Raw genomic sequence first — 14,669 nt, 5'->3', positions numbered from 1 at the left:
TGCCGAACCCGGCAGTTAAGCCCTCCAGCGCCGATGGTACTGCGATTCGCTTCGTGGGAGAGTAGGTCGCTGCCAAGAGTCTTTTCTATTTTTTCTACTCCCAGCCCCGATCATCCTTCGATGGTCGGGGCTGAATGCGTTTTTATGATTTATGACAGGGTCTTGTGAAATCCCTTGCCCGCGGCGGTCAGCGATACCAGGGCCAGAGCGGTCTGGGCCGATATCTGAGGGATCAGGTCCGCTAGCCCTACTCCCTTGGAGAGGATAGCCTGCATTATCTCCAGATACCATCTGAGAGGGTTCAAAGCTGTGAGCCACTGGACAGGAATGGGCATATTCCGGACAGGGAAGACGAATCCGCTTAGCAGTATGGCCGGCATGAGGAAGAAGAACGCCGTCAGGAGGGCCTGTTGCTGGGTGGTGGCGCTTACGCTTATCAGAAGGGCGCAGCCCAGATTCCCCGCTAGGAAAATCGCGGTGAGAGCGTAGAGCAGCGGCAGGCTTCCCCTAAAGGGGACGTCGAATACTATGAGGGCTATGACGAGCATGGCGGTCATTATCAGGTAGGCCATTGCCATGTAGGGCAGGGTCTTGCCCAGTATGAACTCGATCCCCCTTATGGGAGTGACCATTATCTGTTCTATCGTTCCGATCTCCTTTTCTCTTACGATCGAAACCCCGGCGACCAGTAAGCTCTGTAGGGTCAACATCATGGCTATTAGCCCAGGGACGTAGTATCTTTCGCTGTCCAGGTTTGAGTTGAACCAGTTTCTCAGCCTGAGATCCACCGCTCCTGCCATCGAGTCCGGAGAGACAAGCTCCTCGTTCAGCCCTCTTATCACCGCCGAGGCCGCGCTCAGTATGGTTCCGGAGTCTAGGGAGTAGGTTCCGTCCAGCAGTATCTGGATGGAGGCTCCCCGTCTGGATAGAATATCCGCCTCGAATCCTCGGGGTATCCAGAGCGCCGCCCTGGTGTCTCCACGATCCATGAGGTCTTTCAGGTTTTCCGGAGAAGAGACGTACCATCCCAGAGAGAAATGACGTCCCGCCACGAAGCTTCTGATAACCTTACGTGAGGACGGCGTCCTGTCCAGGTCCAGCACCACCAGCTTGGCCTGGCGGAGATCGGTGGTCATGGCGAAGGACATCACCAGCATCATCATCACCGGCATGGCGAACACAAGAAGCCTCATCCTCTTATCCCTTACGATCTGAAGCCCTTCCTTGACGAGCATCCTTTCGAGTCTCTTCCACATATCAATCCACCTTCATCCTCATGGCCTTAGCCGTCAAAGCCGCCATCAGAGTGCCGTACAGGGCCAGAAAGGCCAGGTCCAGCCACAACACCGAAAGGCCCACTCCTTTCAGATATATTCCCCGAAGTATGGAGATGAAGTATCTTCCCGGGACCACGTAGGTCAACCACCTAAGAGGCATGGGCATATCCGCTATGGAGAAGACGTAACCGCTCATGAGCAGTGTCGGAACGTAGCTGGCCATGACGGCCACCTGGCTTGCCAGAAGCTGGGACCTCAGTCTGGCGCTCTGTTGTAGTCCGAATAGGAGCGATCCCAGCAGGAAAACCGTACCGGCGGCGAAGAGCAGGGCTGGGTTGCCTCTGAGTGGAACCCCGAAGAGCCAACGTCCCGCCGCGACCGACAGGGCGATGTCTCCCAGTCCTATGACCAGATAGGGTACTAGCTTGGCGGTCAGTAGCTCTCCCTTCCTGATCGGGGTGCTTATGAGCTGTTCCATGGTGCCTGTCTCCCACTCCTTCGCTATGGTGGTGCTGGCTAGAAGGGCAGCTATGACCACCATCACTATGGCTATCACCCCCGGGACCAGGGTCCAGGTGCTCTCCATGGTCTCGTTGAACCAGCTTCGACTGGTCAAGGAGATCGGAGCCCTGAAGGATGGGGTGATTTCCGGGGAGAAAGCCATCGCCAGGGCCGACACGTAGCCCGACGCCATTCTGGCTGTCGTGGCGTCCGATCCGTCAACCACCGCCTGGAATCGGGCGGTTCGTCTGGACAGAGCCGCCTCGGAGAAGTCCGCCGGTATGGCCAGTCCGACAAGAGCCTCTCCCCTGTCGATGACAGTTTCCAGGTCCTTTAGGCTTTTCACTTGGAGGACCACGTCGAAGTAGGGCGATCCGTCGAAGAGGGAGATGAGCTCCCTGCTTTGGGGGCTGCCGTCGTCGTCCCAGATCACCGTCGGGACGTCCTTAAGGTCCATCTTCAGGGCGTAGCCGAACAGCAGTATCAGTATCACAGGCATGGCCACGGCCAGGGCGAGGCTTCTGGGGTCCCGGGCGAGGTGTATGAACTCCTTTTTTATCAGTGCGGACAGCCTTTGGAGATTCAACTTTTCTCGCCTCCCTCCACCAGCTCTACGAAGGCTTCCTCCATAGAGGACGTTTCTGTCCGTCTTTTCAGCTCTCCCGGGGTTCCCAGTGCTATCATGTCTCCCCGAAAGATCATGGCCAGTCGGTTGCAGTATTCCGCTTCCTCCATGTAGTGGGTTGTGACGAACACCGTTATCCCCCTGTCGCTCATGTCGTTTATAAGCTCCCAGAAGGTCCGTCGGCTCACGGGATCCACCCCGCTGGTGGGCTCGTCGAGAAACACTATCGGAGGCTCGTGAAGCACGGCGCAGGCCAGAGCCAGCTTCTGTCTCCATCCCCCGGTGAGGGATCCTGCCATGTCGCCTCTCCTGCGGGACAGGTCTGCCATGTCGAGGGCCCATTCCTTTCTCGCCGTCAGTCTGGAGTCGTCCAGGCCGTAGATCCCGCCGTAGAAGTTCAGGTTTTCCTCCACGGTCAGATCCTCGTAGAGGGAGAATTTCTGGCTCATGTAGCCGATCCTCCGCTTGACCGACTCTGGGTCTTTTTCGACGTCCACCTCCGCCACCACCGCCTGTCCCGAGCTGGGGGAAAGCAGGCCGCAGAGCATCCTTATGGTGGTGCTTTTGCCCGCTCCGTTGGGGCCGAGAAAACCGAAAATCTCCCCCTGAGGAACCTCGAAGGACAGGTCGTTTACGGCGGTGAAGTCTCCGAAGGTCTTGGTGAGGTTCTTGGCCGTTACCGCCGTTCCGTCCTTGAAGGTGCGTATCTCCCCCGGAGGTGCCGTCGCCCTCTTCCCTCGGGCCTCGGAGACCGCCGACACGAAGACGTCCTCCAGCGATGGAATCGTCTCCTCCACCGCACCGTGAGGTATAGAGGCCGTTCGCAGGATGGCCTCTATCTCCGAGGAGGCGACGTCGTCGGGACACTCCAGGTGTATCGAGTCGCCGAAGGGGGTGGGGTGCCAGTAGTCCCTGGTCCTGAGGGCCTCTGCCGCTTTTCTCGGTGTCCTGGTGGTGAAGGAGTACAGCTTGCCGGACATGAGGGACCTCACCTGCTCCAGGGTTCCCTGTCCTAGAAATCTCCCTTTGTCCATCAGGGCGATCCTGTGGCATCGCTCCGCCTCGTCCATATAGGCCGTGGTTACCACCGTGGCGACCCCCCGGTCCGACAGGCCGAAGAGCATGCGCCAGAAATCCCTTCTGCTTACCGGATCCACCCCGTTGGTAGGCTCGTCCAGGAGGAGAACCTTAGGGGTGTGGATCAGGGCGCAGACCAGCTGAAGCTTCTGTTTCATCCCTCCCGACAGGGCGCCCGCACGCCTCTTCTTGAAGGGGTCCATGTAGCTGAAGCGAAGCAGCTCGTCTATTCTTTCGGATCTACCTTTTTTGGGCAGACCGTAGAGGTCGGCGTAGAGGCCGACGTTTTCCTCCACCGTCAGGTCCGGATAGAGGCCGAACCTCTGGCTCATGTAGGCTATTCGGTCCTTGACTCGGTCCGGTTCCTCCGACACGTCAAGGCCGTCGATCCTGGCGGAGCCTCCTGTTCCGTCCAGCACGGTGGCCAGTATTCGAAGCACCGTGGTCTTTCCGGCTCCGTCCGGGCCGACTATGCCGAAGATCTCCCCCGGGTCTACAGAGAAGGACAGACGGTCCACCGCACGGAGGTTCCCGAAAGACCTCTCCAGGTCATGGACCTCGACGAGGGCGGTCATCTCGGGGTTATCCTCACCGTAACGGGCATGCCTATCTTTAGAACTCCGTCGTCGTTGTCGACCCGGACCTTTATGCGGTACATCAGGTTGACCCGTTCTTTCCTGGTCTCCACCGTCTTGGGGGTGAACTCCGCCTGAGAGGATATGTATGTCACCTTGCCCTCGATCCTGCGGTCCAGTCCGTCCACCTCCACCAAGGCGCTCTGTCCGAGGGCTATGTGGGGCAGGTCGGTCTCCATTACGAAGCACCTTATCCATGGTCGGTCCAGCCTGGCAAGGGAGAAGGCCGGTGTTCCGGGGGAGACGTTCTCTCCCTCTTCCGAGGCCTTCACCAGCACCGTTCCGTCGAAGGGGGCCCTTAGCTCGGCGTATTCCAATTTCAGAGCGGCCATGTCGGTTCTGGCCTTGGCCGCTCTCAGTCTGGCTCTGGCCTGGGTCTTGATCTCCTCTCTCGGACCGGCCGTTACGAGGTCGTAGCGGGCCTGGGCTCCCTGAAGGGCGGCGTAAGCCTGTAGTACGTCCTCCCTGCGACTTCCCTCCTTCAGAAGGCTCAGCTGTTGGGAGGCGGCCGACACCGATGCCCTCGCCTCGTGGAGTTTTTCCTGGGCGTTGCGGTATGCCGTCCTGTAGGATTCGTACTCCCTCTGGCCTATGGATCCCGATTTATAGAGGTTTCCGAACCTCTCGTCGTCTGCCTTGGCCATCTCCAAAGTGGCCTCGGCGGACCGTCTGGCGGCGACGGCCTGGTTAAGCCTGGCCTGAGCCTCGGCTATCTGCTGGACCCTGGAGCCTCCCTCCATCTCGGCCAAGGCCGCCTTGGCCTTCTGGACGTCGGCGCTGGCAGCGGCTATCTCCTCCGGGCGGCTGCCTTCCTCCATCTCCTCCAGGTTCGCCGCCGCCATAATCTGTTCTGCTATTGCAGTCTCCAGCGCCAGCTTCAGATCTTCGGTGTCCAGTTTCGCCAGGACCTCCCCTTTTTTTACCCGGTCTCCCTCGTCGACGCGGACGGTCTTTACATATCCTCCTACACGAAAGCTGAGGGTCGACGTGGTGGCCTCCACCGTTCCGGAGAGGGAGATGGTCCCGTTTCCGCTTTTTCCCAGGGTCCAGGACGCAGCTGCCGCTATCGTAAGGGCCGCTCCTACCGCGGCGATTCCTATGAAAGCCCTTTTTTTATCCATCGATCTTCCCTCCCTTACGGATCGCCTTTATACCCGCCAGGGCGAAGGTCGCGGCGTGGCGGGCGAGGGTGTCCATGTCTATATCCCTGGCCTCTCCGGCCAGGCCGATGGCCTTTATTGTGTCGCTGAAAAATATCATGTAGAAGCACTGACTCACCGAGCTCATGACGCAAAGCAGCACCTGCCGTCTCGTGGCATCGTCTCCCAAAAGCTCCGCCACGGTGGACATTAGTATGTCCCTTTGGGGGTAGACGTGTTCGACCATGAGTTCCGTCATTATCGGCGAGGGATGGAGCAGTTCCCGTGAAAGCAGGGCTATTCTGCCCTCGTTGCCGGGGATTCGAGCCTCTCCGACGAGCCGATTGACGTAGGCTCTCAGGAAAAAGGCCAGCCTTTCCTCGGCGGAGTGGTCTCCCGGCGGCACAGCCGGATGTCTCTCTATGATGGTGGTGAGTATGTTCTCCAGGAGGGCCCGGTACAGCATCTCCTTGCTCCCGAAGTGGTAGTTTACCGACGCAAGGTTTACCTCGGCCAGTGAACATATCTCCCTTATCGTGGCCTCGTTGTAGCTTTTCTCCCCGAAAACTATCCCTGCGGCGTCGAGGATCTTCTGCTTGGTCGTCTTTATCCCTGTCATGTCGAGTCTCCTTTTCAAACATGCGTTTAAATCGTTTGTTTTATTCTATGACCCTGACGGCTGTTCGTCAACTGGTACTAGAGGTAAGACCCTGCCTTAGCCTCGTTGTTTTTCTTGACAGGCTAGATCTTACATAGTAAGGTTTGTCTAATTTAGTTCGTTAGACATGCAATGACTTTCGTCGCTTGACGAGGTTTAAGACGGTCAAGAAAGGGTAGATTAAGATGCTGAAGAGAATTATAGGTGTCATGTGCGCGGTTACCATGGTTTTTCTAATGGTCGCTTCTGGATACTCCGAGGAGAAAGGGACTTTTTTAATAACCGTAGGGACTCCTAAGGCCCCTCCTGCATTGCCGTTGCTCTACATGATGGAAAACAATACTCTAGGCGACGAAGTAAGGATCAAGTTAGATTTTTGGAGTGAGGCCGAGACCTTAATAGCCATGGTGCAGGATAAAAAGCATCACTTTCTGGCTTTCCCTCTGACCGTTATGTCCAAGCTCTACAACAAGGGGTTGGATGTAAGGCTTCTGAACGTGAACACATGGGGCGTCACCTATTTTATAACCACGGACCGAGAGTTTAGAAGCTGGAGTGATCTCAGAGGTAAGGATGTCTACGTGAACCTCAAGAGCTCTCCTCCCGATGTCTTTACCCGGTGTTTTTTGGAAGAGGCGGGGCTCGATCCCGAAAAGGACGTAAATATCGTTTACGCTTCCATGCCCGAGGTAGCTGCTATGATCGCCTCGGGCAGGGCGGAATACGCAACTCTGATCGAGCCCATGGCCACCAAGGTTCTTATGTCCAATCCGAAAGCCCGGGTAGGCGCGAGCTTCGAGGAGGAGTGGCGACGTATTAACAAGAACGATTCCAGAATTCCCAATGCGGGGATGGGAGTTATGGGAGATTTCGCGAAAAAAAACCCCGATCTCGTAGAAGATTTTCAGAAAGGCTACGAAGAGGGTCTTATCTGGACCTTGGAACACCCTGAGGAGGCGGGTAAACTGGCCGAGAAATATCTAGCCCTGGATGGAGAACTGTTAACCAGGGCGATACCCAGCATGGGGCTTCATTTCGAGGATGCCATGGAGGCCAAAGCCGATCTGGATCTCTTCTTCGGCTTTTTGCTGGACTTTGATCCCAGGACGATTGGAGGCAGAGTTCCCGACGATGGCATGTATTACGTCGAAGACTAAAAAACGAACCATGGCGGTTGCGGATAGAGCTCTTTCGTTGCTTCTGGTCTTAGGACTATGGCAATCTCTGACCTTTTTCTTCTCTCCTCTCGTGGTTCCGGCCATAAAGAGCGTTTGCCAATCTCTCTACGAGATATGCTCGACCCCTGCTCTCTACTCGATGATCCTGATTACCCTCTTTCGTCTGCTCGCCGGGCTTTTCGTGGGGGTTCTGGGCGGGGTGATCCTTGGAGTTATCATGGGATATTCCGAGCGGTTTCGGAATATCCTTTCTCCCATGGTGGGGATCCTTCAGACCGTCCCGCCTGTGGCATGGGTGGTCCTGGCGTTGGTGTGGTTCGGGTTTAACGGCAAGCCTGCCGTGTTCATAGTTGTCACGGCGACCATTCCGGTCATCTCTATCAGTGTCTCCGAGGGTATCAGGAACGTGGATCCCGGGCTTCTCGAGATGGCGTATCTGTATCGTTTCTCGGAGAGAAAGAAGATGTTTCACGTCGTTTTCCCGTCGGTGATGTCCTACTTCAATTCCAGCTTTAAAGTAGCTTTGGGGCTTGCATGGAAAATAGTCGTCATGGGCGAGGTCCTGACGACCAGCGACGGTATCGGTGGAATGATAAAAGATGCGAGGTTGAACGTGGAACCCGAGACCATAATAGCCTGGTCCATAATCACCGTGGCGCTGTTCTATCTCTCGGGGTATGTCGCCCGGTTTCTATTTTCCTGGAAGGACGATGGACGTGTTACGAGTTCGTAATGTAACGAAAAGCTTCCGTTCCCTTCCTGTTTTGCAGGACGTTTCATTCGAAGTCAAAGAGGACGAAATAGTAGCTGTCATAGGGCCTTCCGGCTGTGGAAAGTCAACTTTGCTTAACGCTATCTCCGGTCTGGTGTCTCCCGATCGAGGGATCGTGGAAGCGGACAGAGAGTGTATAGCCTATGTCTTTCAGGATAACCGGCTCCTTCCTTGGGAAACTGTATACGACAATGTTCGACTTGTGAGGAACGTCGAGAATAGGGAGGAGATTCTTGGTCTTATAGAGGCTGTCGGGCTAAAGGGGTTTGAGGGGTTCTATCCGAGTCAGCTCTCTGGCGGCATGCTGAAACGATGCGGCATAGCCAGGGCTTTCTATTATCCCAGTCGGCTGCTGCTTATGGATGAACCCTTTCAAGGTTTAGATTATTGTTTGCGACAGGAGATGCTTTCCACTCTTTTGAGGGTGTGGGAAACCAGAAGACAGGGAGTGCTATTCATAACTCACGAAATCGATGAAGCCTTGACGGTCGCAAGTCGGATACTGGTTTTTTCACGTCGTCCTGCCAGGGTGATCGAAGAGATCTCCCTTTCTGGAAGAGAAGGGCGCCATGTGGATACCGAGGAGCTTTCGGAGATGCGTGCCCGGATAATCTCCCTTATCACGGTGTGATCCGTCCGTGAGGGGATTAGTACGATCTCGCTAGATGACGAGTTTTAACTTTTATAGGAGGGATTTGCGAGTGGGGATTCTAAAAAATCTTCCGACACAGGAAGCGGAGGGACTGGCGTCTCTTATCGAAGGAGAGAAGAACCAGGTTGTGAGCATGGCCCTTTCCGAAAGCGATCACGTGCACGTCTCGCTTTTTACCTTTGCGGACAGGGAAATGGTGAGCGAAGAGCGTTACCCCGGAGATACCATGTATCTAGTGGTGGAAGGAGAGACCTTGATCGCTCAGGGAGAGCGAAAGAGCAGGTTAAAGGCTGGAGAGGTCTTTATGGTGCCTAAGGACGTTCCTCATGCCGTAGGTGGCGCAGAGGCTTTCAAGGTACTACAGATTACCATGATTTGATTTTTAGAAGGAGCGATAAAGATGGTGGAAACTGCGGAAAAAATCATTAAAAATGTGGAACACTGTGTGCCTTTTACTCTGACCGATCTCGTTGCAATAAATCCAGGGAAGGTCTCTAGCCTTACTTTGGCTAACAAGCCAGGCGTTGTGGTGACGATGTTTTCCTTCGATACCAACGAAGGGTTAAGTACCCATCGTGCCCCGGGAGATGCCATGGCTTACGTACTAGAAGGAAGTGTCAAGATAACCATAGGTGAGGACTGTACCACCGCCAAAGCGGGGGATGCTGTGGTTATGCCCGCCAATGTGCCTCATGCCCTAAAGGCACTCACCCCTTATAAAATGCTTTTGGTAATGGTAAAAGCGTAGATATAAGCTCTTGCAAATATCGTCGAACGGGCCAGGGATATTTATCCCTGGCCCGTTCTTTTGAGGTGATCCCCACCGTTTTATCCACTTTCTACATGGGGACAGACCGAAACAAAGACTTGAACTAGCCTAGGTGGAGCGATTTCGTAATGTTGTTCCATTGACTTTTTTGTTTATATAGGCTAACTTACTTATCGTTCAGTAAGTCAAGCGATTTTTCGGTAAGACAGTCGTTGACAAAGAGCCGCCGATCGAATAGACTCTTTTATCTATGATGACCGTCGGTCAAAATAAAAACCGTCGGTCATGGATATGATAGGGAGGTGTAGGCCATGGCGAGGCTTTCCGCCAGGAAGAAGGCCGTATTGGAGAGTATGACAAGAGAATCTCTCATCTCGGCGGTGGAGAAGCTCCTTCAGGAAGAGGGGTGGAAAGGCACCACCATGGACCGGATAGCCAAGGAGGCGGGGGTCTCCAAGGGAACGGTCTACAACTACTTCAAGGACAAGAGGGATATCCTCTTTTCCGTGATGGAGAGGAACACCGAGGAGATAAGGGACTTCGTCCGATCCGTCGACCTGGCCAAGTCCGATCCGGTCGAGCTGTTGAGGAAAATAGTGGGCAAAACCTTCATGGACCTCTACGAGAAGAGGAAGCTGATCTCCGCCACGGTCCAGGCCTATTACGAGGACAAGGATCTGCGTAGGAAGATAGACCCCGATCATGCCTGTCACGAGGATCACCCTATGAGAGAGGTCAGAAAGGTCATGGCCGAGGTCATAGCCATGGGAGTGAAGTCCGGAGTGTTTCGGCCTATCGAGCCCGCCATGGCCGAGGCAGCCATAAACGCCATGACCATGGGGGTAGCCAAGCAGTTTTCTGCGGGAATGGTGAGCTTTCCCGGAGAGGTTTACGTGTACACCGTCAGAGACCTGGTCATAAGGGGTCTGTTGGTGGATTGATTTTTTTCGAGTTCGAAGGGTAGGTGCTTTTATACATGGGTAACGTAGGCAGAAGGGGTTCGGCCAAGGCGGTTTTACTGATCCTGATACTGGGAGCGGCGGCTTTCTTCGGAAGGGAGTACTTCGTCGGAAAGGCGCAGGACGAGGCCCGGGCCGAAGCTCAGGCGGTCGAACAGGCGAAGCCCCAGGCTCCCGTGGTGGTGCTCCACGTGGTTCGAAAGGCCGATCTGGCAGTCCCCAGGGAGTATATCGGCAGGGTGGAGCCCATACAGTCGGTGTCCATAAGGCCCCAGATAAGCGGAGAGATAGCGGAGGTACACTTCCAGGAAGGATCCATGGTGAAGGAGGGCGACCTTCTTTTCTCCATAGACGACAGACAGTTCAGGACTACTGTGTCTCTCAGGAAGGCCGAGCTGGCCAAGGCGGAGGCCAACTACGACAGGGCTTCCAAATATCTTAAGAGACTCAATGCCGCCGACTCCAGGAGCGTTTCGGCGTCGGACATAGACATGGCCCAGAGCGATCTTCTCCAGGCGAAGGCCCAGGTACAGCAGGCCAAGGCGTCTCTGTCTCTGGCCCAGATAGATCTGAGCTACACCAAGATAAAGGCCCCCATAACGGGAAAAGTGGGAGAGGCGTTCTACACCAAGGGTAACTACGTCACCCCGGCTGGGACTACGACCCTGACCAAGATAGTGCAGATGGATCCCATAAGGGTTTCCTTCGCCCTGCCGGACAGGGAATATCTGGATCAGCTGGATTCCTTCAAAAGCCGGGATCAGTCGGTGTTCGACGCGACCATAAAGCTGGTCAACGGAGAGGTCTACCCCAAAAAAGGCGAGAGGGACTTCGAGGACAACGTCATGGATAAGGGGACCGGCACCATAACGGTCAGCCTTAGGTTCGAGAACGATGGGGGAGCCCTCGTTCCCGGCTCTATGGTCAGGATCGAAGCCAGGCCTTCCAGGTCCAACGTGGTTCCGGTCATACCTCAGGAATCCGTCATGGCCGACGGCCAGGGAGATTTCGTCTACGTCGTTGACGATGCCAATAAGGTGGACAGGAGGGGAGTAGTCGTAGGGGATTCCATAGGTAAAAACTGCGAGGTTCTCTCCGGCCTGGAGGGCGGCGAGAGGATCGTGTTCCTGGGGCTTCAGTCGGTCAGGCCCGGTATGGTCGTCTCTCCCATTCAGGAGGAGACCGATGGGGAGAAGTCTCCTGCGGAGTTGGCCCAGGCGTCCGATTACGATCTCAAGCCGATCGTATCGGGTGACGGGGAGATCGACGGTTAAACCATGTTCTCAAAGTTTTTCATAGAACGTCCCCGTTTCGCCATGGTCATAGCGGTGGTACTGGCCCTGGCCGGAGGCATCGCGGCTCTTAACCTGCCGGTCAAGCAGTATCCCGACATAGCTCCTCCCCAGATAAGCGTCGAGGCCACCTATCCCGGCGCCGACGCAGAGACCCTGGCCAACACCGTCGGGGTTCCTCTGGAGGAGGCCATAAACGGCGTGGACGACATGATCTACATGAACTCCACCTCCAGCAACACCGGGCGTTATTCTCTGACCATAACCTTCAAGACCGGAACCGACACGGACATGGCTCTGGTCAAGGTGCAAAACAGGGTCCAGCAGGCCGAGCCTCAGTTGCCCGGCGAGGTCACGGCCCGAGGTATAACCACCGAGTCCAGGTTTTCCGACGTGTTGGGCTTCGTTGCCCTCATCTCTCCGAACGGGACGAGAGACGCCACCTTCATGACGGACTACGCCCAGAACAACGTCAGCAACGCTCTCAAGAGGGTTCCGGGGCTCGGGGACGTCCAGGTAATGGGAGCCAAGTACAGCATAAGGGTGTGGCTGGATCCGGACAGGCTGGCCTCTATGGGGCTCAGCACCTCCGACGTGGCCGGAGCCATCTCCAGCCAGAACAGACAGGCTTCTCTCGGATCGATCGGGGCCGCCCCGGGCGACGGAAGCAACTCCCTGGTCTACACCTTGACCACCAAGGGGCGGCTAGGCAGCGTGAGAGATTTCGAGAACGTCGTCATAAGGACCACCGAGGACGGTGCTCTGGTAAAGCTGAAGGACGTGGCCAGGATAGAGCTGGGGTCCGAGGACTACACCTTCCACGCCGGGCTGAACGGAGCCCCTGCGGCCATGATGTTGCTGTCCCAGGCGTCCGACTCCAACGCTCTGGATGCCATGAGGGCCACGGAGAAGGCCCTGGATGACCTTTCCAAGACCTTGCCGTCTGACATGGAGTTCGTCATAGGATACGACTCCACCGAGTACGTCAAGGAGACCATCCACGAGATCCTGTTCACCCTGGTGCTGACCTTCTCTCTGGTGGTCTTGGTGTGTTACGTGTTCCTTCAGGACTGGAGGGTCACCCTGGTGCCGGTCATGGCGATTCCCATATCGCTTTTGGCGACCTTCATAGGGTTGATAACGTTGGGTTTCAGCATAAACATACTGACCTTGTTCGCCTTCGTCCTGGTCATAGGAACCGTCGTGGACGACGCAATAATCGTGGTCGAAAGGGTCCTCTACGTTATGGAAAGAGACGGGGTGGGCTCCGTGGAGGCTACTGTTCAGGCCATGAAGGACGTCACAGGGCCCATGACGGCGACCACTCTGGTCTTTTTGGCCATATTCGTTCCGGTGGCCTTCATGGGAGGAATGACAGGAGAGATCTACCGTCAGTTCGCGGTCACGGTGTCCTTCTCGGTAGTGTTCTCCCTGGTGGTGGCTCTGACCTTGAGCCCGGCCATGTGCGCCCATATGCTTCACGGCATAAAGCCCAAGACCAGGGGACCTCTAGCTTGGTTCAACCGGCTGGTATCCAAGGCCTCCCGGGGGTACGTGGCCGGGTCTCTCTGGATAGCCAGAAGGACTCTTGTCACGTTGGGACTGCTGGCATTGGTCATGGCAGTGGCGGTAGGGATCATGAGGATAACTCCCACCGCCTTCGTTCCGGACGAGGACCAGGGAGCGGCCTTCGCGGTTGTCCAGCTTCCCGAGGGGGCCACTCAGGAGAGGACCGAGGCGGTCATGGAAAAACTGGTGCCCCAGCTGGAGAGGATCCCGGGGGTCAAGTTCGTCATGAACATAGTGGGATTCAGCCTGTTGGGAGACTCGGGAGAGAACGTTGCGTCTTTGATACTAAACCTGGATACCTGGTCCGATAGAAAAACCGCTGAGACGGGGTTGAACGCCATCGTGGAAAACGTGAAGGCAATAGCCGCCTCGATCCCCGAGGCCAGGGTCAACGTCTTCACCCCTCCGGCCATACAGGGTCTGGGGATGTCCGGAGGACTGGACGTCAGACTACAGTCTACGGTGGACAACGATCCTCAGAGGCTCGCCCGGGTGACCGGCGAATTTTTGATGAAGCTTAACAGATCTCCTGAGTTCATGTACGGTTTCAGCACCTACACAGCCGACACTCCTCACCTGTTTCTGGATATCGACAGGGAGAAGGCCGAGATGCTCGGGGTGCCGTTGGATAACGCCTTCAGCACCTTACAGACCTATTTCGGAACGGCCTATGTCAACGACATAAACATAGGTACGACGGTAAACAAGGTCATATTGCAGTCCGACTGGTCCTACAGGAACGAGAGGTCCAACGTGGGCAACATCTTCGTCAACAACAGGATGGGAGAAAGGGTTCCGGTGGATAGTTTCATGAAGCTCCATAAGACCCTGGCTCCAAGGGCCGTAAGCCGTTACAATCTGTTCCCGACGGCCTCTGTGATGGCCTTCACAGCTCCTGGATTCTCGTCGGGAAACGGCATAGATGTGGTCGAGAGGCTGGCCGCGGAGCTTCCCGAGGGCTATAAGGTGGACTACTCCGGCATGACCTATCAGGAGAGGGAATCCAGCGGTCAGACGGTCATGATAATAGCGATAGCGGTATTGTTCGGGTATCTGTTCCTGGTGGCCCAGTACGAGAGCTGGTCCGTTCCTCTGGGAGTCATCCTCTCTCTACCGGTGGCTCTGCTCGGGGCGTTGGTCGGTATCTTCGTTATGAAGCTGTCTCTCAGCATATATGCCCAGCTCGGCATACTGTTGCTTGTGGGGCTGTCGGCCAAGAACGCCATACTCATAGTGGAGTTCGCCAAGGAGCAGAACGAGGAGAAAGGACTCTCCGTGATAGATGCGGCGGGTATCGCGGCGTCCGAGCGATTTAGATCGGTCATGATGACCGCCTTCACCTGCGTTATAGGCATTCTGCCCATGCTCTTCGCCACGGGAGCCGGGGCCGGCAGCCGTCTTCACGTCGGTACGACAATGTTCTTCGGCATGAGCATAGCCACGACCTTCGGCATCTTTCTGATCCCCGGTCTCTACGTGTTCCTTCAGACCTACAGGGAGAGGATAAAGGGCGCCATAGGTCGAGTGGTGATTGGCCACGGACAAAAGACAGATGGAAAGGGGTAG

The 14,669-nt window shown here is 55.9% G+C and carries 13 protein-coding genes and 1 rRNA gene; 9 read left to right on the top strand and 5 right to left on the bottom strand.

The genetic code is table 11. The annotated features are described in order from the left end of the window. A 5S ribosomal RNA gene (gene rrf, locus L2W58_RS13240) occupies nucleotides 1–78 on the top strand; the annotation flags it as partial. Between the two features lie 71 nt (nucleotides 79–149). On the opposite strand, the gene L2W58_RS08925 is transcribed toward rrf, so the two are convergent. Genes L2W58_RS08925 through L2W58_RS08905 form a run of 5 tightly spaced genes read right to left on the bottom strand, consistent with a single transcriptional unit; the run spans nucleotide 150 to nucleotide 5,873 of the window. Then, entirely contained in the window at nucleotides 150–1,256 is a 1,107-nt protein-coding gene (locus tag L2W58_RS08925) for an ABC transporter permease (protein ID WP_236102993.1), read from the bottom strand. 1 nt (nucleotide 1,257) lies between these two features. Continuing rightward, nucleotides 1,258–2,364 carry an ABC transporter permease gene (locus L2W58_RS08920; protein ID WP_236102992.1) on the bottom strand — a complete coding sequence of 369 codons (1,107 nt, stop codon included), beginning with the start codon at nucleotides 2,362–2,364 and terminating at the stop codon, nucleotides 1,258–1,260. Next, on the bottom strand, nucleotides 2,361–4,055 hold the full coding sequence (locus L2W58_RS08915; RefSeq protein WP_236102991.1) for an ATP-binding cassette domain-containing protein: 1,695 nt from the start codon (nucleotides 4,053–4,055) through the stop codon (nucleotides 2,361–2,363). Before L2W58_RS08915 ends, L2W58_RS08920 begins: the two co-directional genes overlap by 4 nt. Further along, complete coding sequence (locus L2W58_RS08910) at nucleotides 4,052–5,236, bottom strand: HlyD family secretion protein (protein ID WP_236102990.1); 1,185 nt, start codon at nucleotides 5,234–5,236, stop codon at nucleotides 4,052–4,054. The genes L2W58_RS08915 and L2W58_RS08910 overlap by 4 nt, the downstream gene beginning before the upstream one ends. Beyond that, nucleotides 5,229–5,873, bottom strand: a complete 645-nt coding sequence (locus L2W58_RS08905) for a CerR family C-terminal domain-containing protein (protein ID WP_236102989.1) — start codon at nucleotides 5,871–5,873, stop codon at nucleotides 5,229–5,231. Before L2W58_RS08905 ends, L2W58_RS08910 begins: the two co-directional genes overlap by 8 nt. Before the next feature lie 224 nt (nucleotides 5,874–6,097). Here L2W58_RS08905 and L2W58_RS08900 point away from each other — a divergent pair, with 224 nt between their 5' ends. The 8 genes from L2W58_RS08900 (at nucleotide 6,098) to L2W58_RS08865 (ending at nucleotide 14,669) form a co-directional block, all read left to right on the top strand. Continuing rightward, nucleotides 6,098–7,069, top strand: coding sequence for an ABC transporter substrate-binding protein (locus tag L2W58_RS08900; protein WP_236100153.1), 972 nt, complete (start codon nucleotides 6,098–6,100; stop codon nucleotides 7,067–7,069). Continuing rightward, nucleotides 7,044–7,823 carry an ABC transporter permease gene (locus L2W58_RS08895; protein ID WP_236100154.1) on the top strand — a complete coding sequence of 260 codons (780 nt, stop codon included), beginning with the start codon at nucleotides 7,044–7,046 and terminating at the stop codon, nucleotides 7,821–7,823. The genes L2W58_RS08900 and L2W58_RS08895 overlap by 26 nt, the downstream gene beginning before the upstream one ends. Before the next feature lie 31 nt (nucleotides 7,824–7,854). Continuing rightward, nucleotides 7,855–8,493, top strand: a complete 639-nt coding sequence (locus L2W58_RS08890) for an ABC transporter ATP-binding protein (RefSeq protein WP_236102988.1) — start codon at nucleotides 7,855–7,857, stop codon at nucleotides 8,491–8,493. 70 nt (nucleotides 8,494–8,563) lie between these two features. Then, complete coding sequence (locus L2W58_RS08885) at nucleotides 8,564–8,893, top strand: cupin domain-containing protein (RefSeq protein WP_236100156.1); 330 nt, start codon at nucleotides 8,564–8,566, stop codon at nucleotides 8,891–8,893. 21 nt (nucleotides 8,894–8,914) lie between these two features. Next, nucleotides 8,915–9,262: a cupin domain-containing protein gene (locus L2W58_RS08880; RefSeq protein WP_236100157.1), complete on the top strand. Its 348-nt coding sequence runs from the start codon at nucleotides 8,915–8,917 to the stop codon at nucleotides 9,260–9,262. 332 nt (nucleotides 9,263–9,594) lie between these two features. Continuing rightward, entirely contained in the window at nucleotides 9,595–10,224 is a 630-nt protein-coding gene (locus tag L2W58_RS08875; protein WP_236102987.1) for a TetR/AcrR family transcriptional regulator, read from the top strand. A 35-nt stretch (nucleotides 10,225–10,259) separates the two neighbouring features. Continuing rightward, nucleotides 10,260–11,516, top strand: a complete 1,257-nt coding sequence (locus tag L2W58_RS08870; protein WP_236102986.1) for an efflux RND transporter periplasmic adaptor subunit — start codon at nucleotides 10,260–10,262, stop codon at nucleotides 11,514–11,516. Between the two features lie 3 nt (nucleotides 11,517–11,519). Continuing rightward, entirely contained in the window at nucleotides 11,520–14,669 is a 3,150-nt protein-coding gene (locus tag L2W58_RS08865; protein WP_236102985.1) for an efflux RND transporter permease subunit, read from the top strand.

The sequence above is a fragment of the Dethiosulfovibrio faecalis genome (assembly GCF_021568795.1).
GTDB classification, from domain to species: Bacteria; Synergistota; Synergistia; order Synergistales; family Dethiosulfovibrionaceae; genus Dethiosulfovibrio; species Dethiosulfovibrio faecalis.
Note: the sequence above shows the minus strand (reverse complement) of the source record. Positions and strands in the feature narration are given on the sequence as shown.